This window comes from Hymenobacter rubripertinctus, assembly GCF_003583925.1.
GTDB classification, from domain to species: domain Bacteria; phylum Bacteroidota; class Bacteroidia; order Cytophagales; family Hymenobacteraceae; genus Hymenobacter; species Hymenobacter rubripertinctus.
On the sequence record NZ_QYCN01000011.1, the window covers coordinates 60,224 to 82,810 of the forward strand.

Annotated in this window: 19 protein-coding genes; 4 read left to right on the top strand and 15 right to left on the bottom strand. The window is 62.1% G+C overall.

The window, feature by feature from the left end; translation table 11 throughout:
• Positions 1-26: 26 nt before the first annotated feature.
• Positions 27-1,193 carry a 2-isopropylmalate synthase gene (locus D0T11_RS09030; protein WP_119655461.1) on the bottom strand — a complete coding sequence of 389 codons (1,167 nt, stop codon included), beginning with the start codon at positions 1,191-1,193 and terminating at the stop codon, positions 27-29.
• A gap of 340 nt (positions 1,194-1,533) precedes the next feature.
• Here D0T11_RS09030 and D0T11_RS22080 point away from each other — a divergent pair, with 340 nt between their 5' ends.
• A complete protein-coding gene (locus D0T11_RS22080; RefSeq protein WP_147374583.1) occupies positions 1,534-2,094 on the top strand; it encodes a hypothetical protein in 561 nt (186 codons plus the stop codon).
• A gap of 79 nt (positions 2,095-2,173) precedes the next feature.
• On the opposite strand, the gene ilvA is transcribed toward D0T11_RS22080, so the two are convergent.
• The 6 genes from ilvA to D0T11_RS09060 form a co-directional block, all read right to left on the bottom strand.
• Positions 2,174-3,451 carry a threonine ammonia-lyase IlvA gene (ilvA, locus tag D0T11_RS09035; RefSeq protein ID WP_119655462.1) on the bottom strand — a complete coding sequence of 426 codons (1,278 nt, stop codon included), beginning with the start codon at positions 3,449-3,451 and terminating at the stop codon, positions 2,174-2,176.
• A gap of 208 nt (positions 3,452-3,659) precedes the next feature.
• The gene (gene ilvC / locus D0T11_RS09040; RefSeq protein ID WP_119655463.1) at positions 3,660-4,757 is read right to left on the bottom strand and encodes a ketol-acid reductoisomerase; all 1,098 of its coding nucleotides are present in this window, start codon (positions 4,755-4,757) and stop codon (positions 3,660-3,662) included.
• Positions 4,758-4,909: 152 nt separating this feature from the next.
• Positions 4,910-5,500 (bottom strand): acetolactate synthase small subunit, encoded by a 591-nt coding sequence (gene ilvN / locus D0T11_RS09045; protein ID WP_119655464.1) that lies wholly within the window; start codon positions 5,498-5,500, stop codon positions 4,910-4,912.
• A gap of 129 nt (positions 5,501-5,629) precedes the next feature.
• On the bottom strand, positions 5,630-7,396 hold the full coding sequence (gene ilvB, locus D0T11_RS09050) for a biosynthetic-type acetolactate synthase large subunit (RefSeq protein WP_119655465.1): 1,767 nt from the start codon (positions 7,394-7,396) through the stop codon (positions 5,630-5,632).
• Positions 7,353-9,077, bottom strand: a complete 1,725-nt coding sequence (gene ilvD / locus D0T11_RS09055) for a dihydroxy-acid dehydratase (RefSeq protein WP_119655466.1) — start codon at positions 9,075-9,077, stop codon at positions 7,353-7,355. Before ilvD ends, ilvB begins: the two co-directional genes overlap by 44 nt.
• A 99-nt stretch (positions 9,078-9,176) precedes the next feature.
• A complete protein-coding gene (locus D0T11_RS09060; RefSeq protein WP_119655467.1) occupies positions 9,177-10,064 on the bottom strand; it encodes a branched-chain amino acid transaminase in 888 nt (295 codons plus the stop codon).
• A gap of 542 nt (positions 10,065-10,606) precedes the next feature.
• Between D0T11_RS09060 and D0T11_RS09065 the strand changes: the two genes are divergently transcribed.
• On the top strand, positions 10,607-12,151 hold the full coding sequence (locus tag D0T11_RS09065; protein ID WP_220473714.1) for a hypothetical protein: 1,545 nt from the start codon (positions 10,607-10,609) through the stop codon (positions 12,149-12,151).
• 31 nt (positions 12,152-12,182) lie between these two features.
• On the opposite strand, the gene D0T11_RS09070 is transcribed toward D0T11_RS09065, so the two are convergent.
• Positions 12,183-13,025 carry a hypothetical protein gene (locus D0T11_RS09070; RefSeq protein WP_119655468.1) on the bottom strand — a complete coding sequence of 281 codons (843 nt, stop codon included), beginning with the start codon at positions 13,023-13,025 and terminating at the stop codon, positions 12,183-12,185.
• Between the two features lie 11 nt (positions 13,026-13,036).
• Complete coding sequence (locus tag D0T11_RS09075; RefSeq protein ID WP_119655469.1) at positions 13,037-13,501, bottom strand: ABA4-like family protein; 465 nt, start codon at positions 13,499-13,501, stop codon at positions 13,037-13,039.
• A gap of 156 nt (positions 13,502-13,657) precedes the next feature.
• On the opposite strand from D0T11_RS09075, the gene D0T11_RS09080 reads away from it, so the two are divergent.
• Positions 13,658-14,374, top strand: coding sequence for a hypothetical protein (locus D0T11_RS09080; RefSeq protein WP_147374584.1), 717 nt, complete (start codon positions 13,658-13,660; stop codon positions 14,372-14,374).
• 86 nt (positions 14,375-14,460) lie between these two features.
• Here the strand turns inward: D0T11_RS09080 and D0T11_RS09085 are convergent, their stop codons facing one another.
• The 3 genes from D0T11_RS09085 to D0T11_RS09095 all read right to left on the bottom strand — a co-directional run bounded on the left by D0T11_RS09085 (position 14,461) and on the right by D0T11_RS09095 (position 18,753).
• Entirely contained in the window at positions 14,461-14,913 is a 453-nt protein-coding gene (locus tag D0T11_RS09085) for a hypothetical protein (protein ID WP_119655471.1), read from the bottom strand.
• A 357-nt stretch (positions 14,914-15,270) separates the two neighbouring features.
• Positions 15,271-17,409: a dipeptidyl-peptidase 3 family protein gene (locus tag D0T11_RS09090; protein WP_119655472.1), complete on the bottom strand. Its 2,139-nt coding sequence runs from the start codon at positions 17,407-17,409 to the stop codon at positions 15,271-15,273.
• Between the two features lie 222 nt (positions 17,410-17,631).
• On the bottom strand, positions 17,632-18,753 hold the full coding sequence (locus D0T11_RS09095; RefSeq protein WP_119655473.1) for an AMP-binding protein: 1,122 nt from the start codon (positions 18,751-18,753) through the stop codon (positions 17,632-17,634).
• Positions 18,754-18,934: 181 nt separating this feature from the next.
• Between D0T11_RS09095 and D0T11_RS09100 the strand changes: the two genes are divergently transcribed.
• Complete coding sequence (locus D0T11_RS09100) at positions 18,935-19,147, top strand: hypothetical protein (protein ID WP_119655474.1); 213 nt, start codon at positions 18,935-18,937, stop codon at positions 19,145-19,147.
• Between the two features lie 110 nt (positions 19,148-19,257).
• Here D0T11_RS09100 and D0T11_RS09105 read toward each other — a convergent pair whose 3' ends face one another.
• The 3 genes from D0T11_RS09105 to menD all read right to left on the bottom strand — a co-directional run bounded on the left by D0T11_RS09105 (position 19,258) and on the right by menD (position 22,526).
• Positions 19,258-19,614 (bottom strand): DUF6370 family protein, encoded by a 357-nt coding sequence (locus D0T11_RS09105; RefSeq protein WP_220473715.1) that lies wholly within the window; start codon positions 19,612-19,614, stop codon positions 19,258-19,260.
• Positions 19,615-19,724: 110 nt separating this feature from the next.
• A complete protein-coding gene (gene menB, locus D0T11_RS09110; RefSeq protein ID WP_119655475.1) occupies positions 19,725-20,549 on the bottom strand; it encodes a 1,4-dihydroxy-2-naphthoyl-CoA synthase in 825 nt (274 codons plus the stop codon).
• A gap of 117 nt (positions 20,550-20,666) precedes the next feature.
• Entirely contained in the window at positions 20,667-22,526 is a 1,860-nt protein-coding gene (gene menD, locus D0T11_RS09115) for a 2-succinyl-5-enolpyruvyl-6-hydroxy-3-cyclohexene-1-carboxylic-acid synthase (protein WP_119655476.1), read from the bottom strand.
• Positions 22,527-22,587 lie beyond the last annotated feature (61 nt).

The window sequence follows — 22,587 nt, forward strand, 5'->3', positions numbered from 1 at the left end:
AGCATCACAGCATAAAAAAACAGGCGTCAGCTGGTGGTAACCAGTTGCGCCTGTTCTACCAGTTGGTGCAGGTCGGTGTCGATGACTTCCTTCTGGCAGTCGGCCAGCACGAGGAAGGAGGAGTACGCTTTGTTGAGGGCCACGCGGTCGAAGTCGTAGCCGATTTTCTGGAGGCGGTAGGCGAGGGCGGCGCGGCCGGAGCGGGCGGTGAGCACGATGCTGGAATCGGGCATGCCCACCTCGCGGGGGTCAATGATTTCGTAGGTGGCGCGGTGCTTAATCACGCCGTCCTGGTGAATGCCGCTGGAATGGGCAAACGCGTTGGCCCCCACAATGGCTTTGTTGGCCTGCACCGGCATGCTCATCAGGTGCGATACCATGGCGGAGGTTTCGGCCAGCAACTGGGTGTTGATGCCGGTGCTGAAGTTGAGGTAGGGATGCTGGCGGAGCACCATCACGGCTTCTTCGAGGGCCGTGTTGCCGGCCCGCTCGCCCACCCCGTTAATGGTGCACTCGACCTGCCGGGCCCCGCCGAGTACGCCCGCAATGGAGTTGGCGGTAGCCATGCCCAAATCGTTGTGGCAGTGGGTGGAGAGGCGCACGCGCTCCATGCCGCGCACGTTGTCGATGAGGTACTTGATTTTGGCACCGTATTCGGCCGGGAGGCAGTAGCCGGTAGTGTCGGGGATGTTGAGCACGGTGGCCCCGGCCCGGATGGCGGCCTCGCACACGCGGGCCAGAAACTCATTGTCGGTGCGGCCGGCGTCCTCGGCGTAGAACTCCACGTCCTCCACGAAGGATTTGGCCAGCCGCACCGCCGCCACGGCCCGCTCCAGCACCTGGTCCGGGGTGCTGCACAGCTTAAAGCGAATGTGCGACTCGGAGGTGCCGATGCCGGTGTGAATGCGCGGGTAGCGGGCGGCTTTCAATGCTTCGGCCGCCGTTATAATGTCGTTTTCCACGGCCCGCGACAAAGCGCAGACGGTAGCCTCGCGGGTCTGGGCCGCAATGGCCGCCACGGCCGCAAAGTCGCCGGGACTCGATACGGGGAAGCCGGCCTCGATTACGTCCACGCCGAGTAGCTCCAGCTGCCGGGCAATCAGCAGTTTCTCCTCCCGGTTGAGCTTGCAGCCGGGCACCTGCTCCCCGTCGCGCAGGGTAGTATCGAAGATGTGGACTTTCTCGGGAGACATGGGCAATGACTTCGTGGCAGAAGGAAAGCTCCAAGTACACCCATCGGGGCCACTACCGGAAACGACTAGTCGGCGCGCCTACTATTTCAAAAAGTTGATTGTGTCTTTGTAAGTTGTTGATTTATAGGTAGTAAATAATGAACGGCTTACGAAGGCCAAAGGGATTCACATCGGTTGTAGAGACGCGACACTTCGCGTCTCGCCGTTGAACGGCCAGACCAAGCCGTTAGCGTAACGTCAGCAACGCGAAGTGTCGCGTCTCTACAACTATGATCGTTGTGAGGAATATGAAGGCCCTCTATATTGCAAGAGTTATCGGTGACCTTCTGATGTGAGAAAAATGAATCCGCGTAAGCTATTGAGAGTGATTTTATTGTTGGTATTTGGTGTGTGGTACTTCTATGAGCAATACCGCATGGCGGAATCTGACTTTATGCTGGATGGGATTCTGTTATTTTTTATTGCAGTGTGCGGAATTTGTTTTTATGGATGGTCTGTTATTAAAGATAGGCAACAGTACGCTCTAACAAAGAGGATAAATAGTTATTTCACAACCATCTTGGGCTTCATAATACTTCTGTCTAATCTTTGCTTTCAGGATAATAGGATGAACTCTGAAAGCTTAATAAAAGGATTTTATGATGGCGGGTTCAATGGATTTATGGTTGATTTTAAGAAGAACGGAAGCTACGTAATGGCTAACGGGAGTGGACTTGGGCAAAGCTATTTTTACGGAGTTTATTCTATAAAAGATAGTGTAATTACTCTTGATACATCCAATATTGATAATTGTATAAAAACAACCACTCTGCTTATACAAAAGAGGAAATATTATAATCAGGTGCAAGTAGATTCAGCTGTAGTGTCTAAAAAAAATAAGTTATATCGTTCAAGTAGATAATATGAATAAGGTCATCGATAAGGAATTTGAATTTCGAGTTACTGAAGATAACCGAAACGGAATAAAGTGAGCCACGCTTCTACACCAGCAAACTCAGAAAATCCTGCTTCCCGTTTAAATACTCGTACGAAAACCCCTCGGCCGTCATGCGCTGCTGGATTTCGGCAATGTCGTGGGGTTGCTGGACTTCCACGCCCACGAAAACGGGGCCTTTTTCCTTGTTGTTCTTCTTGATGTACTGAAACTGGATGATGTCGTCGTCCTCGCGCAGCACGTGGTTCACGAAGCGGCGCAGGGCCCCGGGCTTCTGGTTGAAAGTGACCAGGAAGTAGTGCTTGCGGCCCTGGTGGCGCAGGGCCCGCTCCTTGATGTCCTCCATGCGGGTGATGTCGTTGTTGGAGCCGCTGAGCACGCACACCACCGTTTTGCCCCGGATCTGGGCGGCGTACTGGTGGAGCACCGAGACGCTGAGCGTGCCGGCCGGCTCCAGCACAATGCCTTCCTCATTGTACATCTTCAACAGGTCTTCGCACACCTGGCCCTCGGGCACCAGGGCCACCTCATCCAGCAGCTCCCGGCAGATGGCAAACGTCAGCTCGCCCGGGCACTGCACGGCTGCCCCGTCCACGAAGCTCTCGATGTGCTCCAGCGGCTGGCGCGTGCCCGTCCGGATGGCGCGGTGCATGGAGGGCGCGCCCAGGGGCTGCACGCCTACCAGCCGGGTGGCGGGGCTGAGCTGGCGGAACACGCTGCTTAGCCCCGCCGCCAGTCCGCCGCCGCCGATGGGCATAAACACGAAGTCGATGGGGGCGGGGGCGTCATGCAGGATTTCCAGGCCCACGGTGGCCTGCCCGGCCACCACGGCCGCGTCATCAAACGGGTGCACGAACACGCCCTGCTGCTGGGCGCAAAACTCCTGGGCCGCCCGCGACGAATCGTCGAACGTAGCGCCCGTAAGCACAATTTCCACCTGGTTCTGCCCGAACAGGCGCACTTTGTTCACCTTCTGGGCGGGGGTGGCGGCGGGCATGAAAATGTAGCCCCGCCGCCCCAGTAGCTGGCAGGCGTAGGCCACGCCCTGGGCGTGGTTGCCGGCCGAGGCGCACACCACCGGCCGCGCCGCTTCCTCGGCCGGCAGCCCCGCCATCTTGTTATAAGCCCCCCGGATTTTGTAGGAGCGCACCACCTGCAAATCCTCCCGCTTCAGGTAAATATCGGCCCCAAACGTGGCCGATAACCCCAGGTTATGCTGGAGCAGGGTGGGGTAGATGACGCCCTGCAACGTGCGGGCGGCCTCTTCCACGAGGTGCAGCGGGAGGGCCGGGGAAAGGGCAGTAGGAGGTTGGGGAGTAGCCATGCGGAATGACGTTCTTCTGGTTATACTCGTCGCGAAGTGGTTTGCGAAACCGAAGTAGGGTGCGGAGCTTGCCCCCGCCCGCCATTGAACGACAGTGCCTGGTTTCGTTCAATGGCGGGCGGGGGCAAGCCCCGCACCCTACTTCGCGACGAGTATAGTCGTCTATCTATCCCGGAGCAAACTGTTTAGGATGACAGGCTGTGTATGCCTAGTTGCCGTTGGCAGTCAGGGCGAAGGCTTCTTCCTTTTCCACGGCGGCGGTGGCGGCGCGGGAGCGGAGCTGGCGCACGGTAGCGCCGGTCTGCCACAGCTCCGAGTCGCGGACTTCCCTGAGCTCGGCTTCCAGCTCCTGGCGGTAGCCGGGCGTGGAGCCGCGCTCAATGGTGCGGGCGGCTTCCTGGCCCGAGGCCACGCTGTCGTAGAGCTCGTTGAGTACCGGCAGGGTGGCTTCGCGGAAGCGGCCCTTCCAGTCGAGGGCGCCGCGCTGAGCGGTTACTGAGCAGTTGCTGAACATCCAGTCCATGCCGTTTTCGCCCACCAGCGGCACCAGGCTCTGGGTGAGCTCCTCCACGGTTTCGTTGAAGGCCTCGGAGGGCGAGTGGCCGCGCTGACGCAGCACCTGGTACTGGGCCTCAATGATGCCAGCCAGGGCGCCCATCAGTACGCCCCGCTCGCCGGTGAGGTCGGAGTACACTTCCTTCCTAAAGTCGGTTTCAAACAGGTAGCCCGAGCCCACCCCGATGCCCAGGGCCACGGCTTTCTCGTAGGCGTGGCCGGTGGCATCCTGGAACACGGCAAACGATGAGTTCAGCCCGCCGCCGGCCACAAACAGGCGGCGCAGACTGGTACCGCTGCCCTTGGGGGCCACCAGCACCACATCCACGTCGGCGGGTGGGATGATGTTGGTCTGGTCGCGGAACGTGATGCCGAAGCCGTGGGAGAAATACAGGGTTTTGCCGGCCGTCAGGTGCTTTTCGAGGGTGGGCCACACCGCAATCTGGCCGGCGTCGGAGAGTAGGTTGGCCAGGATGGTGCCCCGCTCGGCGGCTTCTTCCAGGCCGAACAGGGTTTCGCCGGGCACCCAGCCGTCGGCTTCGGCCTTGGTCCAGGAAGGCGAGTCGGGCCGCTGCCCGATGATGACGCGGAAGCCGTTGTCGCGCAGGTTCAGGGCCTGGCCAGGCCCCTGCACGCCGTAGCCCAGCACGGCAATGGTGTCGTGCTGGAGAATGGCCCGGGCTTTTTCCAGCGGAAATTCCTCGCGGGTTACTACGTGTTCGTCTACGCCGCCAAAGTTGATGGTTGCCATGATGGTTGGGTATTTATGGTGGTTTGTTTTTGGTTTTTGGGACCCCTCCCCAACCCCTCCCCAAAAGGGAGGGGCTCTAGTGCTAGCTTTTTCTATCCGCTAGTTTTTAGAGCTAGAGCCCCTCCCTTTTGGGGAGGGGTTGGGGAGGGGTTTTACATCGTGAACACCTTGTCCCGACGATTCAGAAATTCGTTTTCGCTGGGTTCCTCACTGGGTTCCTGGCGCTCGAATTCGCGGAGCTTGCCATGGAACCCCTCGCTGCCCTTGATGATGGCAATGCGGGCCGAGCGCACGAATTCGATGAGGCCGTAGGGGTGGAGCACGGCCAGCAGCTTGTTGGTTTCCTCGCGGTGGCCAGTGGTTTCAAACACCGTGTAATCCTTGCGAATCACCACCACGCGGGCCCCGTGCTCGCGCAGCAGCCGCTCCACCACGGCCCGCTCGGCAATAACGTCGGTGGGCACTTTGTAAAGGGCCATTTCCTGCCAGATGACGTCCTCGTTGGGGTTGAAGTACACCTTGAGCACCTCCACCTGTTTTTCCATCTGGCGGGCAATCTTGCGCACCACCTCCTCGGTTTCCTCCACCACCATATTGAAGCGGTGAATCCCCTCAATCTCCGAAGGCGACGTATTCAGGCTCTCGATGTTGATTTTGCGCCGCGAGAAGAGGATGGCAATGCGGTTGAGCAGTCCCACCTGGTTCTCGGTATAGGCCGTGATGTTGTATTCCTGGCGAGTCATGATTTCAAGCTGTTAGCTGATGGCTGTTAGCTGTTAGCTTTTTCGGCTGCTAGCAGTCAGGCCAAATTTTTTGCCGGTGATGCGGGTGGTTGAACAGAAACTATCAGCTAACAGCCAATAGCTAACAGCTCAAGAAAGCCGTATTTCGCCCACGCCGCAACCTTGCGGCACCATCGGGAAAATGTTGTTTTCGCGGGTTACGCGCACTTCCAGCAGGAAGGAGCCGGGGTGTTCCAGCATCTGGCGTAGGGCGGGTTGCAGGTCGGGGCGGTGCTCCACGCGGCGGGCGGCAATGCCGTAGCCGCTGGCCACGGTCACGTAGTCGGGGCTGGCAATGTCCACGCAGGAGTAGCGCCGCTCGTGGAAGAGCTCCTGCCACTGGCGCACCATGCCCAGAAACTGGTTGTTGAGCAGCAGAATTTTCACGTGGATGCCGGTTTGCATAATCGTGCCCAGCTCCTGAATCGTCATCTGAATGCCCCCGTCGCCGATAACGGCCACCACGGTGCGGGCCGGGGCTCCGTACTTGGCCCCGATGGCGGCCGGCAGCGCGAAGCCCATGGTGCCCAGCCCCCCGCTGGTGATGTTGCTGCGGGAGTGGTTGAGGCGGGCGTAGCGGCAGGCCACCATCTGGTGCTGGCCCACGTCGGTCACAATGATGGCCTCGCCCTGGGTCAGCTCGTTGAGCTGGTGAATAACTTCGCTCATTGTCAGCTCGTCCTGGGTGGGGAACAGCTCATCCTGAATCACGGCGGCCACTTCCGCGGCGTCATGGTCGTGGAAGCGCTGCCGCCACGCGGGGTGCTGGCGCGGCTCCGTGAGGGCTGTGAGCAGGGGCAGGGTTTCCTGGCAGTCGCCCCATACCGGCACGGTGGCCCGCACGTTCTTGTCGATTTCGGTGGGGTCGATGTCGAGGTGAATCACCTGGGCCTGGCGGGCGTACTTGTCGAGGCGGCCCGTTACCCGGTCATCGAAGCGCATCCCGATGGCAATGAGCACGTCGCACGCGTTGGTGAGCACGTTGGGGCCGTAGTTGCCGTGCATGCCCAGCATACCCACATTCAGGGGGTGGCCGGTGGGCAGGGCCCCGGCCCCGAGAATCGTCCAGGCCGCTGGAATGCCGCTTTTCTCCACGAAGGCCCGGAATTCGGCCTCGGCGCGGCCCAGCAGCACCCCCTGGCCCCAGAGGATGAGGGGACGCTTGGCGCGGTTAATGAGCTCGGCGGCCTGCCGCACGTACGCGGGGCGCACCACGGGCCGGGGCCGGTAGCTGCGGATGTGGGTGCAGGGCACGTAACCGGCGTACTCAAACAGCTGGAGCTGGGCGTTCTTGGTCACGTCGAGCAGCACCGGGCCGGGCCGGCCGCTGCGGGCAATGTAGAACGCCTTGGCCAGGGCCGCCGGCAGGTCGCGGGCGTCGGTTACCTGGTGATTCCACTTGGTAACGGGCGTGGTGATGTTGATGATGTCGGTTTCCTGGAAGGCATCAGTGCCCAGCAAGTGGGCGAAAACCTGGCCCGTGATGCACACCAGCGGGGTGGAATCAATCTGGGCGTCGGCGAGGCCAGTAACGAGGTTGGTGGCGCCGGGGCCGCTGGTGGCAAACACCACGCCCACCCGCCCCGAAGCGCGGGCGTAGCCCTGAGCCGCGTGAATGCCGCCCTGCTCGTGGCGCACCAGCACGTGGTGGAGGCGGTCCTGGAAGTCGTAGAGCGCATCGTAAATGGGGATGATGGCCCCGCCGGGGTAGCCGAAGATGGTATCCACGCCTTCGGCCAGCAGGCCTTCGAGCAAAGCCACGGCCCCCGAAACGGCCGCTGGGGCCGCTACCGGGGCGGGGCGGGCCGCAGCCTCAGACGAGGCGGGCGCGGGCTGGAGTTGGGGGTTCAGAAACATAGTCTTCGGCTAAGTCGGTGATGCAGCCGTGGCTGGCGTCGCTCACGGTGCGCAGGTATTTGAGCAGCACGCCCTGGGTTACCGGGGGCACGGGGCGCTGCCACGCGCGGCGGCGCAAATCCAGCAGCTCGTCGGTCACCAGCACCTCCAGGGTGTTGCGGGCCGCGTCGATGACGATTTCGTCGCCGTCCTGCACCAGGGCCAGCGGGCCGCCGTCGTAGGCTTCGGGGCACACGTGGCCGATAACGAAGCCGTGGGTGCCGCCGGAGAAGCGGCCGTCGGTAATCAGGGCTACTTTATCGCCCAGGCCGGCCCCGATGAGGGCGGCGGTGGGCTTGAGCATTTCGGGCATGCCCGGCCCGCCCTTGGGCCCCACGTAGCGGATAACCACCACGTGCCCGGCCCGGATGCGGCCGGCGGTAATGCCCTCGTTCACTCCTTCTTCGGAGTTGAACACGATGGCCGGCCCGGCGAATTGCAGCCCTTCCTTGCCCGTGATTTTGGCCACCGCGCCCCGGGGGGCCAGGTTGCCGTAGAGCATCTGTATGTGCCCGTCGGCCTTGATGGGGCGGCTGCGGGGCCGCAGCACGTCCTGCTCGGGGCCGAGCGGGGCCACGTCGGCCAGGTTTTCGGCCAGCGTTTGGCCCGTTACGGTGGGCAGGTCGCCGTAGAGCAGGCCTTCGGCGAGCAGGGTTTTGAGTACGGCCGGCACGCCGCCCCGGGCCGAGAGGTCTTCCATCAGATATTTGCCGCTGGGCTTGAGGTCGGCCAGCACCGGCGTACGGTTGCTCACGGCCTGAAAATCCTGGAGGGTAAGACGGACGCCGGCGGCGTGGGCAATGGCAATCAAATGGAGCACGGCGTTGGTGGAGCCGCCCAGCACGGTGGTCACTACCATGGCGTTTTCGAAAGCCTCGCGCACCAGAATGTCGCGGGGCTTGAGGTCGAGCTCCAGCAGGCGGTGCAGGTAGCCGCCGGTGCTGCGGCATTCGGCCTGCTTCTCGGCACTCTCGGCCGGGGCCGAGGACGAAAAGGGCACGCTCAGGCCCAGCGTTTCGATGGCGGCGGCCATGGTATTAGCCGTGTACATGCCCCCGCAGGCCCCTGGCCCCGGACAGGCATTGCGGATGATGCCCCGGTAGTCTTCCTCGGAAATCTGGCCCTGCAACTTCTGCCCATAGGCCTCAAAGCAGGACACGATGTTGAGCTGCTGGCCCTTGTAGGAGCCGCCCCGGATGGTGCCGCCGTACACCATCAGGGCGGGGCGGTTGAGGCGGGCCATGGCCATCATCGAGCCGGGCATGTTTTTGTCGCAGCCCACCACGCAGGCCAGGGCATCGTAGTTGTGGGCCCCGGCCATGGCCTCAATGGAGTCGGCAATGATTTCCCGCGACACCAGGGAGTAGCGCATGCCGGGCGTGCCGTTGGTGATGCCGTCGGAGATGCCGATGGTGTTGAAGCGCAGCCCCACCAGCCCCTGCTCGCGCACGCCCTGCTTCACCTGGTCGGCCAGCTGGTCGAGGTGCATGTTGCAGGTATTGCCCTCGAAGCCGGTGGAGCAGATGCCCACGAAGGGCTTGCGCAAATCCTCCTCCGACAGCCCCGAGCCAATGAGCATGGCCTGGGCGGCGGGCAGGCTGTCGTCCTGGGTATAGAGGCGGCTGTAGTTATTGAGGGCCATTCGGAGGAAGATGCCAGGCTGAAGAAGCCGGGAGTTAGACGTAGAGAAGGAGTTGAAGACCGGTTGGAAGTCGAATGGGGGCGCACGCGCCGGGCTTCGTTAGCTTCCGACGGCTACCAGCTGCCCCGTTACCAAGGCGTGGTACCGTTCCGCCAGCTGCCCCCCGATGGAATCGGCAAAGGGCCGGGGAAACACCACCTCATCCACGGAGGCAATGCCGATGACTTCGGCGGCGGTGCCGGTCATGAAAGCGGCCTCGGCGGTGCGCAGCTCGGTGGCGGTGAAAAACGTTTCGGTAACCCGGATGCCGGCTGCCCGGGCCAGGTCGATGAGGGTATTGCGGGTGATGCCGCGCAGAATGCTGCCGGCCGGGGGCGTGAACAACTCCCCGCCGCGCTCGAAGAAGAAGTTGGCCCCGGGACCCTCGGCCACGAAACCGTTCATGTCCAGCAGCAGCGCCTCGTCGAAGCCGCGGCCCTTGGCCTCGGTGCTGGCCACAATGGAGTTCACGTAGTGCCCGGCCACTTTGGCCTCAATGGGCACGGCCCGGGGGTTGGGCCGCTCGTAGGGCGAAATGGTGAGGCGCAGGCTCTGGTCGCCGAGGTACTTGCCCCATTCCCAGACGGCAATGAGCACGTTGCTGGTGGCGGCGGCCTGCAGGCTCATGTTGGGCGCGCCGGCAAACACCAGCGGCCGGATGTAAGCATCCTGGAGGCCGTTGCGTTCCAGCACCTCGTAGCTAAGGCGGGTGAGCTCCGCCACCGGGTAGGTGAGCGGTAGCCCGATAGCCCGGCAGGAGTAGTGCAGGCGCTCATAGTGCGCCTCGGCCTTGAAAATGCGCGGCCCCGCCGGCGTCCGGTAGCTGCGCATGCCCTCAAATACGGCGTAGCCGTAGTGCAGCGACTGGGCATACACCCCGCAGGTGGCCTGGGCGGCCGGCACAAACGCACCGTCGAGAAACGCAACGGTGTCAGGGGAGTAGTACATGGGGCGAAATGAGTAGTGCGTATTGAGACGTGAGGCCGTGGAGTGGATGCAAGTGCTTAGTGTGCGTTAGCAGTAGTCACTGGCTCTAACTCACTACTCAATACTGAATATCGGGGAAGCCAGGGCCGGTTTCCGGCGTCCGACCCTGCTCCCCAACCCTTCCGGCGCATTCGGGCCGCCTGCCAGAATCAGCGCAGCCGGAAAGGAAAGGACGTGGCGGCGCCGGCCCGGCTTCCGGAGTAGGCGGGGCCTTGGTTAGGTTCAATTTGTGGGGAAGCGTACGCGCTAGTTAGCCACGGGAACCTGGGAGCCACCGGATGCTGCAGGGCGCGCCAGGCAGCCGTTAAAAAAGCCATAAATAGTGTCGGCCAGGAAGTGGAAAATGGTGCGGACATAGCATCTTTACGCGTTATTGCTGCTGGCAAGTACCGTTAGCCCCCCCGCCGTAAGAAACTGTTATCCTGCTTGGATACTATTTCTATAAAATCGATTTATTCAGGCAAATAACTGAAAATCAAAAACTTGACTTTTGAGCGCCTACAATGCCCAACGAAAGTAACGACCCGGTTTTCCAGCTGATAAAGTCGCTGACCCGCACCGAGAAGCGGCACTTCCGCCTGTTCGCCAACCGGCAGGGGTCCACCGAGGGCCTGAAGTTTCTGCAACTCTTCGATGCCCTCGACGGCCAGGAGCGCTACGATGAGGAGCGGATGCTGGCCCAGGTGCCGGCCATCAGAAAAATACAACTCGCCAACCTCAAAGCCAACCTCTACCGTCAGCTGCTCTCCAGTCTGCGCATGTACCACGCGGGCCACAACCTCGATATTCAGCTTCATGAGCAGCTGGATTTTGCGCGCGTGCTCTACAACCGGGGCCTGTACCAGCACAGCCTGCGGATGCTGGAAAAGCTGAAAGCCACCGCCCGGCAGGCCGAAATGCGCCACATTGTGCTGCTGGCCCTGGAGTTCGAAAAGCTCATCGAGGGCCAGTACATCACGCGCAGCATCCGGGGGCGGGCCCGCCAGCTCTCCGACGAGGCCACCGACACGGTGGCCCACGTGGGCCGGGAGCACGAGCTTTCCAACCTGGCCCTGCGCATGTACGGGCGCTACCTCAAAATCGGGCACACCCGCAACCAGGCCGACTACGAGAAGATAACGGCGTACTTCCGCCAGGATTTGCCGGAACTCGACCTGCGTCAGGCCAGCTTTTTCGAGCAGCTCTACTACTACCAGGCCCACGTGTGGTACTACACCATCACGCAGAATTTCAGCCAGTGCTTCCGCTACGCCCAGAAGTGGGTGGACTTGTTCGAGGATAACGACCTGATGCGCGAGCAGCAGCCCATGCTCTACCTCAAGGGCCTGCACAATGTGCTCGTGACCACCTATAACATGCTCTATTATAGTCGGTTCGAGCAGGTGCTGGCCCGCCTGGAAGCCTATGCCGAAGACCCCGGCCGGCGTACCAACCCCAACATCGAAACGCTGCTGTTTCTCTACCGCTACACCAACCGGCTCAACGGCTACTTCATGCGCGGGCAGTTCACCGAGGGGCTGCAAATTGTGCCGGAGCTGCTCGAAAACCTGGAGCGGTTCCGCCTCCAGCTCGACCCGCACCGCCGCCTGGTGTTCTACTACAAAATTGCCAGCCTCTACTTCGGCAGCGGCCAGCCCGATAAGGCCATTGAGTACCTCAACAAGGTTATCTATTTCAAGGAAGCCAGCCTGCGCGAAGACATCCAGTGCTTCGCCCGTATCCTGAGCCTGATTGCTCACTACGAGGCCGGCCGCGACGAGGCGCTGGACTACCAAATCCGGTCGGTGTACCGCTTTTTGGGCAAGATGAACGACCAGCAGCCCCTGCAGGAGGCCATTTTCCGGTTCCTGCGCACCCTCGGCGACGTCACTCCCTCCCAGCTCAAGGAGGCCTTCATCAAGCTCAAAGACCAGCTCACCGTCATTGCCGAGAACCCCTACGAGCGGCGCCCCTTCCTCTACCTCGACATCATTTCCTGGCTGGAAAGCAAAATTGAAAACGTCCCCGTCCAAAACATCCTCCGCCGCAAATTTACCCGCCTGCGGTAGCGGTGAATGAGTGAATGGGTGAATGAGTCACTCATTCACCAATCAGCGGCACGCCGCGCAACGCCAGCGCGAATAGCCCGGCCACCAGTCCGGCGTAGAGCAACGCCCCGAGGCACGTGAGGAGCACGGCGCGGCGGGGCTGGTAGCGGCTGAGCCCCCAGCCCAGCAGGGGAATGATTTGCAGGGCGTGCAAGCCCAGGAAGTGGGCCGCGCGCAGGTCGCCGGCGCGGGTGCTCCAGCCCAGGCCGGGCAGGCCGGGGCCGCCGTCGGGCGCGCCCACGGTGTGCTGGCCCAGCTGGATCATGACGCCGCCCAGCACCGAGCCTACCAGAAACACGAGCAGCCCCAGGCGCACGCCCCACACGTAGCCGGCCAGGCCCTGGGGCCGATGCCGCCATACCAGGTACACGGCCCAAACCGTGAGCAGGGTGTTCAGGAGAATGAAAAAGCCCATCAACCCGAAAACCAGGCCGTTGAATAAGCTGGTTTGGTTGTAGTGCGAGGAAGTGCCCCGGGCGGCCTGCCCGAATACGCAGGTAATTTCCACCACCATGCTCCCGGCCACGCCCCAGCTCAGGCCCCGCACCGCCCGCTGCACCCGGGCCGGCAGGTCGGCCAGCAGCCAGCCCAGCGTCCAGACGTAGGCCGTCACGGAAACCGCGAATTTGAGCGGTTTCAGCCAGACCAGCGCACCCGTTACCAGGCGTGCATCCAAGGGCAACAACCCCAGCGCCAGCAGCAGCAGGGCCACGTGCAGCCAGCCCGTGAGGCTCAGCACGGGGTTCACGCGGTGCAGTTCCCGGAGCCAGCCCGCTACGGAATTTGGCGGCATGCCGGCGGTGGTTTTCAGCGAAAAAGCAGGGATGGAGGACATGGCCGCAAGCGTTAGGCCGGAACCGGAAGGAGGGGCGGAGCCGACTGGGTGGGCGGGTAGAACCGGCGCACCAGCGCGTAGAGCAGCAGCCCCACCGGCCCGAACAGGAACGTGAGCAGCAGGCAGGGCACCAGCAGCAGGTGGGGCACCCCGCGCCGGTGGGCATCCAGGCTTTCCCAGATGCCCAGGCTCATATCGAAGCACAGGTAGTGCACCCAGCCGGCCAGCAGCGCCCACGGGTTTTGGAACAGCGCCGCCACTGCGGCCAGCGAATCGAAACCGCCCTCGGAGCCATGGGAGCCCAGGTAGTGGCTGCCGATGAGCAGGGCGTAGGCGCCGGCCAGCACCAGGGGCAACGCTCCGGTGAGCACCAGCCGCCGGGTGCCGCGCCAGCGCGGGGCCAACACCAGCAGCGCCCAGCCCAGCAGGGCCAGCGGGTTGGCCAGGGAAAACAGAACATCCGGGGAGAGGAACATAGACTGCCAGGGTTGGTTTGCACTCGTAAACATGTCCAAAAGCCCACCGTCAACCTACCGGATGCGGGGCCAACCCGCCGGCCGGGCCGGCGAACCGGCTACTTGGGCGGGGTGGGCCGTGGACTGCTCCCGCCTCCGTGCCCTACCTTTACTCCTGTGAAAATTGTCTGTTCCGCTGTTGTTGCTGTTGCCCTACCGTTGCTGACGGTGGGTTTGCTGGTTTGCGGACCGGCCGCTGCCGCCGCCGTTGTCGTCTTCGACACCACGTTCGCGCGCGCGCCGCACCGCCGGCCGGTATTCCAGCTCGATCAGCGCTTTTCCATTCTCAATGGCAAGGTCGTGGGCACCAACGGCTTCAAGGCCGGCATTGAATGGCGCGGCCGGATGCGGGCCGGCATTGGGCTGTACCGCCTCTCGGGGGGCGTGCCCACCCGCGTACGCCAGCCCCCCGGCACTCCCCCCGGTACCCGCGACGAAGTGCGGTTCCGCTACGGCGTGGTGTACGGGGAGTACGTGTTCATTGGGGACCGGCGCTGGGAGCTGAGTACGCCTTTGCAGGTCGGCATCGGGGGCTACTACACCAAATACTCCTACCCCGACGGGGCCGTGGGCCGCACAAAATCTGAAATCCTGTACCTGGTAGAGCCTTCCGTGGCCGCGCATTACCGGGTATTCCGCTGGGTGGGCCTGGGGGCGGGCACCGGTTACCGGCAGGTTTTCGCCTCCGGCTCCCAGCCCGAAGACCAGATCAGCGGCTACATCTTCTTCGCCCGCGTCAAGCTCTTCCTCGGCGAGCTGTACAAAGTCGTCCGCGGCCGGGAGCAGCTCTTCACCCAGCAAGGGTTGCGGCGAGATGGTGAGGTAGTGAGGTAGTGAGTTTGACGTTCACCGGTCCTGACTGCGCCGCTTGCGCAAACAGGACCGGTGAACGTCAAACTCACTACCTCACTACCTCACTGTTACCGGCCCGGCTTCAGGGCTTTGGCCGAGAAGGAGCGGCGCAGCACGTAGCGGCGCACGTAGCGGCCGGCATCGGCCTCGGCGCGGCTGTTGACGGGCGTTTCGAGAATCTGCACAATTTCCCAGCCCAGGCCGCCCATGTAGTTGATGGCGCTGATGGGGGTGGCAAACACTTCGAGCCGGCCGGCCTCGCGCTTCATCTGCTCCGAGCCGCCCAGCTTCTCGTAGCCGTAGCCGAAATCCACGTAAATGTCCTCGGTTTTGCCCTTGTCGGGAGTGCCGGTGCCGCTGTTGATAATGCCCACGTGGGTCAGCTCGCAGTACTCGTAGCGGGCCGGTTGCAGCATCACCGTGGCCGGAGTGGCGGGCTTGGCGGGCGTCGTCTGGGCCAGGGCGGTGGTGCCGGTGGTCAGGCCGGCGCTCAGCAGCAGGAAGGAGAAAAGGTGTTTCATGGGTGTGGAGGAGGAGTTTGTGAGAGCCAGAAAAATCGGAATGCTGAAGTAACTGCTGTTACGCAGGTCGCTTCCGGTATCTGCGGTGGCAGGTCGTTTTTCGGTGCTCGTTACTCGTTTTTCGGGACTGATTTACCTTCATTAACCAATCAGCAACGAAAAACGGGAAACGAATGCTTCAATGGCTACTGCGTAACAGCAGTGAAGTAAAGAACTCTCCTCCTGAGCTTGCGCGAAGGATCTTAGCCCGTTAGAACAAGTCGTTTGTACCGTCGTTTGTACCGTCGTTTTGGCGGCCTAAGATCCTTCGCGCAAGCTCAGGAGGAGAGTTCTTTTAGACAGAATATTCCCATACTCCTAATTGTAGTTCGGCAGCAGCTTGTACTTGCGGCCGTAGTCGAGCATCTGCTCGCTGAAGCTGGCGGGGTAGTCGAGCTTCACGTCCACCATTTTGCCCTCGCGCATCACCGGAGTCAGGTGGGGCTGCACGAAGCCGGCGTAGGGCGCAATGCCCAGCTTCTGGTAGCGGGCCAGCACTTCTTTGTGCAGCACGGGGTCTACTTTCACGCCGTAGGTTTCAATCAGGGCTTTGCCGGCCGCGTAGTCGCCCTCGCTCGTGATGCGCTGCAACTCCCGCAGCAACTGCCCGAACAGGCCGCGCAGCTTGTCGTAATCCGTAATGTGGAAGTAGGTTTTGCCCTCGCGGGTCACGCGCTCAATCACGTTGCCCTTCTTGCCCTTCTCGAAGGCCCACTGGGCCACCATCTGGCGGTTGCGCATGTGGGCTTCCTCCACCATTTCGCCCGGTTGCAGGCGCACCAGCTGGGCCATCAGCCCGTTGCGGATGTAGCTGTCGTACTCGGCCTTGGCCACGTCGGCCGAAGGGGCCACGCCCAGCTGCACCAGTTTGGGGTCGGGCAGGTAGTAGAGGGCCACGAGGTCGGCGCGGGCTTCTTCCAGGGCCGAGGCGTAGCTTTTCAGCGTTTCCTTGGGGGTGCCCACGCCCTTGTTGATCTGGCCCGAAGCGTGACCGATGACCTCGTGCATGTCGGTGTGCAGCTTGCCGGCCAAGCCGGAATACTGCTTGGCCCGCTCCTGTTCGGCATCATCAAAGGCGAATTCCTCCAGCATCCCGCCTGCGTCGGCGGCCCCGTAGGCGTCCACGATGTTGCCCAGATTCACCGACTTGGAGCCGTGCTCCTTGCGAATCCAGGTGGCGTTGGGCAGGTTGATGCCGATGGGCGTGCCGGGGGCCGCGTCGCCGCCTTCCACCACCACCGTAATCACCTTGGCCGTGATGCCCACCACGTTCTGCTTGCGGTGCTCGGGCTTGATGGGCGAGTTGTCCTCGAACCACTGGGCCTCGTCGCCGATGGCCTTGATGCGCTTGGTGGCCTCCAGATCCTTGAACGACACCACCGACTCGTAGCTGGCGCGGTAGCCCAGCGGGTCGCCGTACACTTCAATGAAGCCGTTCACCACGTCGGTGCGCGACTTGGTATCGTGGACCCAGGCAATGTTGTACTCGTCCCACTTTTTCAGGTCGCCGGTCTGGTAGAACTCCACCAGCCGTTCCAGGGCCACTTTCTGCTCGGGCGTATCCGTCACCTCAATGGCCTTTTTGAGCCAGAACACCACTTTGGCCAGGGCCTCGCCGTACATGCCGCCCACGCGCCAGACCTGCTCCGTAACCCGGTTCTGACGGTCCTTCACCAGCTTCGAGTTCAGGCCGTAAGAAATGGGCGTGGCGTCCTTGGTATTGATTTTCTTCTTGTAAAACGACTCCACTTCCGACTGCGACACGCCCTCATAGAAGTTGGTGGCCGAGGTTTTTACCAGGTCCTGACCGGCTTCCTGGTTTACGCGCTTGGGCGCCACGGTGGGGTCGAAGATGATGGGCGTGATGGTGGCCAGAAACTTGGTCACTGACTCGCCTTTTTCGAGGGGCAGCAGCTTGGCGTCGGTGGCAAAAATCAGCTCCTTAAAGTAGGCCGGCGTGCACTCGGGCACCAGTTTGCGGGTGCTGTAGTGGTGGTGGATGCCGTTGCTGAACCACACGCGCTTGGCATAGGTGGCAAATTTGCCGGCCTGCTCAATCTCGGCCTGGTTGGTGGTGGCCACGCGGCGGTCTTCGTTGGCCTGCCACACGGCTTCCAGGGTGCGGCGCACGCGCAGGTTGTGCTTGTAATTCTGGTCGTAGATGATGTCGCGCCCGCTCAGCGCCGCCTCGTACAAATAGTACAGCAATTCCTTCTGGCGGGGCTCCAGCGACTCGAAGCCCGGCACCTGGTAACGCAGAATGCGCAGGTCGGCAAACTGCTCCAGCACCACCTTGAACGGAGGCTGGACGGGCGCGGCAGCGGGCTGGTTGACGGCCTCGGCCGTGGCCGTGCTCACGGCGGCGGTAGGTGGGGTGGTTGTGGTGGTGCTGGCGCAGCCGCCGCCGAGTTGCGCGAGCAACAACAGCGCCGCCGCCGAGAAGCGAGTGGGAGTCATGGACTGGGAACTAGAAAAGGAACTTGTACAAATCAACGGATAATTTCACACTTGACAGGGTGGCGGGGGCTGCGGGGCCAGAGGACTTGGACTTTGGAAGGCGTGTCATCCTGAGCTTGCCGAGGACCTGCTACCAGTAGCCACGGGGCGGTACCAGGGCCTCGGCAAACTCAGGATGACGGCCCTCTTCTCAGGCTACAGTTTCCTGCCCCTCAGCCCCCATCACTGCTTTACACTCCGCAATGTGGCGGGCCGGTCGAGTTTGCCGGAGGTGGTGATCTGAAATTTGGGCAGCCAGACGAGTTCCCGGGGTACTTCGTACCTGGCGAGGCGGGCGGTGAGCAGGGCCAGGAGCTGGCGTTGCTGCGCATCGGGGAGGGCAGGGCCTTCGAGGAAGGCGGTGACCTGCTCGCCCAGGCGCTTATCGGGGCGGCCGGCCACGAAGGCGCGGTGGGCCAGGCCCAGCTCCGTGAGGGCCACTTCGAGCACCTGCTCCACCTTTTCGGCCTGCACCTTCACGCCCCCGCTGTTAATCACGAAGTCAACCCGGCCCAGCCACTCGAAAGTCTGGGCGTCGTCGGCCAGCGTGATGCGGTCATTGGTGGTGATAAGCTGGTTGTCGGTCACATCGGCGCGCACGGTGAGGCAGCCGCGCTCATCCTGGCCCACGGCAATGCCGGGCAGCACGCGGTAGGTGGGCTGGGCCTGGGGGCCATTGAGGCGGCGCAGGGCAATGTGGGAGGCCGTTTCCGTCATGCCATACGTGAGGTAGAGCGGCACGTGCAGGGCCTGCAACTCCTGTTCGAGGCTGCGCTCCACTGCCGCGCCGCCCACCAGAATGCCCCGCATCTGGTTCAGGCGCGGGGCGTGGCCGGCGGCCAGCACGGCCCGCAGTTGCAGGGGCACGAAGGAAGTGAAGTCGAACCCGGCCTCCGGGGGCACCAACGCCAGCGGGTCGGCCTGGGGCTCCACGATGGTCAGGTGCATCCGGCGTTCCAGCCCCCGCACGAGCATCATCAGCCCGCCCACGAACTCGCAGTTCAGGCACACCAGCAGCCGGTCGCCGGGGCCGAGGTCGAAGTAGTCGCCGGTGCGGCGGGCGGAGGCTTCGAGCTGCTGCCGTTTCATTTGTACGAGCTGGGGCTGGCCCGTAGAGCCGGAGGTGTGCAAACCGAACTCCTGAGTCCCGTTGAGCCACTGGCGCACAAAATCCAGCACCCGGGCCTCGTAGCCGTTCAGGTCCTGGGGGGCGTGGGCGGGATATTGCCGGATGTCGGCGTAGCGGAATTCGCGGCCGTTGAGCAGCAAGCAATCGGGCAGGAGCAGGTCGGAAACGGGAGTCATAGCAGAAAAGGGGAGGAAAAGGGGAGCAGGAAGCAGCCGGGAACCGGCCGGTGCAAAGGTTTTCAGCAACAACCACCAGTCCAACGGCCGGGTTGGACCGAAACGCCCGGAAAAAATAGTTGTTCTTGACAGTGAGAAGATTAAAGGCTATATTAAAGCTACTCACCAACCCCGCCGCGCCATGTCTACTCTGCCCGTCAGTCCGTTTGCCCTGGCCCGAACGTTCGTTTTCCGCCGCTACCTGACCGTCCGTCACCGTCTGGCCGATATGCGCCTGACGGCCGATGCCATCCGCCAGGCGCGCCAGCGCCGCCAGCAGGAACGCCACGACAAACGCATGCGCGACTTCTACGGCTGGTGCGACGCGTGCCGCGCCTTCGGCTCCATTTTTTAAGCACGAAACGGCCGTAAAACGGCCGTAGCGCCAACTTCGCTAACGGCCAATGCTACCAGCCTGTGGAGGGTTTACGGCTGCGGAAGTCCTGGAAACAGCTACTCCGGTTGTTACCGGGGCTTGGGCGTTTCCGGCAGCAGCCGGAAATAGGTGGCCACAAACCGGTCGTTCACCACTTGTCCCTGCACTTCTGCCTGCCGGATCTGCTGGCAAAAACCGTCCTTGGCATGGGCGTCGCCGTGCGAGTCGATGTGGGTGCCATCCACGAAATACGCGTTGCCTTCGATGCGGACGGCCAGGTCGCAGGCCCGCCCCGGCAGGCCCAGCCGGCACTGCCCGCAGGCGGCTTCCACCACTTGCACGGGCTTGGCTTTGTCGGGCGCGGCGGCTGTTGCAGGGGCCGTCTGGGCCAGGGCGGCGGCCGCGGGGGCGAGGGCCAGCAGGCCCAGAAGTAGGAAGCGCTTCATTGTGGATGCAAAAACTGGCAGGAGCCGGAATATAACAAAAAAGCCCGTCGGGCCGGCAGTGCCGGACCCGACGGGCGCTCTGGTGCCAGACCTGCGCTGGCCGAAAAGGACTATGGAAACTTCGGATACTTGTCGAAGTCGGGCTGGCGCTTCTCCACGAAGGCATTGCGGCCTTCCTTGGCTTCCTCACTCAGGTAGTACAGCAGCGTGGCGTTGCCGGCCAACTCCTGAATACCGGCCTGCCCATCCAGCTCGGCGTTGAAGCTCGACTTGAGCATGCGCAGGGACAGCGGGCTCTTTTGCAGAATTTTGTGGCACCAGGCCACTGTGGCATCCTCCAGCTCAGCCAGGGGCACCACTTTGTTTACCAGGCCCATATCGAGGGCTTCCTGGGCATCGTACTGGTCGCAGAGAAACCAGATTTCGCGGGCCTTTTTCTGGCCTACGATGCGGGCCAGATACGAGGCCCCGAAACCCCCATCGAACGAGCCGACTTTCGGGCCGGTCTGGCCGAAGCGGGCGTTGTCGGCGGCAATGGTCAGGTCGCAGACCACGTGCAGCACGTGGCCGCCCCCAATGGCCCAGCCGGCCACCATGGCAATCACGGGCTTGGGCAGCGAGCGAATGAGCTTCTGTAAATCGAGCACGTTGAGGCGGGGCACGGCATCCTCGCCGATGTAGCCGCCGTGGCCGCGCACGCTCTGGTCGCCGCCCGAGCAGAAGGCCTTACCACCTTCGCCCGTGAGAATCACCACGCCAATATCCGTCCGGTCGCGGCAGATGTGCATGGCCTGAATCATCTCGTCCACCGTGAGCGGGGTGAAGGCATTGTGCACCTGGGGCCGGTTGATGCTGATTTTGGCGATGCCGCCGGCCTGGGTGAAGAGGATTTCTTTGAACTCCTTGATCGGGGTCCAGGTGATTTGTTCGGACATAGAAAGGTGTCGTTTTGGGTGCGGCGAAACAGCTTATCACGGCCGCGCCGCAAGGTTATACATGAGCCGACGAAAGCAACCGTGATAAGCTGTTGCCTGCATCAGCCTACTAAGTTGTTAGGCAAAAGCCGTTTTTACCGCTTTACGGTATTCCTCGAAGAAAGCAGCGTTGGTTTGCGAGTCGGTGAAGATTTCGAGGATGGCCGCGCCGCCCTCCATTGCAAAGAAAACCGGCAACGCGGCATCTAGTTCGGCAAAGGTAGAAACCGGGAAGTAGCGCAGCCCGAAGTCGCGGGCCGTATTCTCGGCCGTCAGGGTCTGGCGGGTCTCGAAGAACTCCTCCAGCTCGGGCTGCTGGCGCGGCCCATCGATGAGCCGGAAAATGCCGCCGCCGTGGTTGTTGAACAGCACCACCCGTAGGTTGGGCGTGGGGTAGTTGTGCCAGAACGCGTTACGGTCGTAAAAGAACGCCACGTCGCCGGTCAGCAGCACCACCGGCCGCTCGGGCTGGGCCAGGGCCGCGCCCACAGCCGTGCTCGTGCAGCCATCAATGCCGCTGGTGCCCCGGTTGGCGAATACTTCGATTTGCTTGCCCTGCGGAATGCCCAGAATATTGGTGTAGCGAACGGCCATGCTGTTGGCGAGGTGCAGGGCAGTGTTTGCAAGCATATTTTGTAAACAGCGAAACATCACCACAAACTCGCCAAATGCAGGCGAAGCGTTGAAAATGCTATTTTCAGCATGGAGCACTTGGCTTGCTTTAAATGTCGCTTGGTCCCAAGTGCTACGGTAAGCTTCCCGCTCTTTCCGTTTTTGTTCAGGCAGTAAATGCTCAGCCGTAACAGCGTTTAAGAGCATCAATATCCCTTCGGTCGGGTCCGTTCTTATAACTGTGGTGAGGCATTTAAACGTGTCAGGCACCTCCCCCGCCGCCTGAATGTGCCAATGCTCCTGCGCGGGGTATTGACGTAGGAATTGTTTGAGTGATTTAGAAATCAATGACAGACCAACAGTAACCAGTAGCTCAGGCTTAAGCAGTGCTTTTTGTTCGTCCGAACTGCCTGCCATTACAATGTCTTGCAGGTTGTGGGTAACGTCAAAGAATTCTTCATTGCTGGTCACATTGCTAATACTATCACCAACGAAAACAGCGCCCATCGTCTCCTCTAGTTTATAATCATCCCACTTCCGAGCAAGTAGATTTTGCCAAAGCTGACCAGACTGCTGCCCAAATACGAAAAGGATGCGGGAATAAGAATCAAACAGATTACCCAACTTTCCGGCAAGAGTCGAGTCTATTTGTTGCATAGCGCCTTCTTCCCGAATAATTTTCACATCCTGGTCGTACACGATTTCCTCCTTCGGATAAAACGGCTCCCGCAGCGGAATATTCACCTGCACCGGCCCGGCGGGGGCGGCTTGCGTGAGGTTGATGGCTTCGTTGATGATGCGCCCGGCGTGCCACTTGGCATCGGGGTGGCTGGTGTCGGGGGGGAAGTCGAAGGCGGCTTTGGCGTGGGCGCCGTAGAGGTTGCGCTGGCGGATGGTCTGGCCGTCGAGCTGGTCGATCCACTCCGGGGGGCGGTCGGCGGTGAGGATGAGCAGCGGAATCTGCTGGAAAAAGGCCTCGGCCACGGCCGGCGCATAGTTGAGGCCCGCCGTGCCCGAGGTGCACACCAGCACCACCGGCCGCCGCGTGGCCTGCGCAATGCCCAGCGCAATGAACGCCGCCGCCCGCTCATCAGGCACCACCCGCAGCTTGCCCTGGTAAGCCGGGTGCCGGGCAAAGGCCAGCGTGAGCGGAGCGGAGCGCGAGCCGGGCGACAGCACCACGTCGGTAATGCCGTGCCGGGCGCAGATTTCGGGGATGTTGTGGACGGCCTGGAGGGAGGACATAATGGGGCAAGTTGAGGAAATGGACGTCATGTTGAGCATGTGGCGCATAGAGCCAGGGGTCCGGAGGAGCAGTCGAAGCATCTCTACCGCGACGGGTAAACGCATGCGTCAGGGGTTAGCATGGCGGTAGAGATGCTTCGAC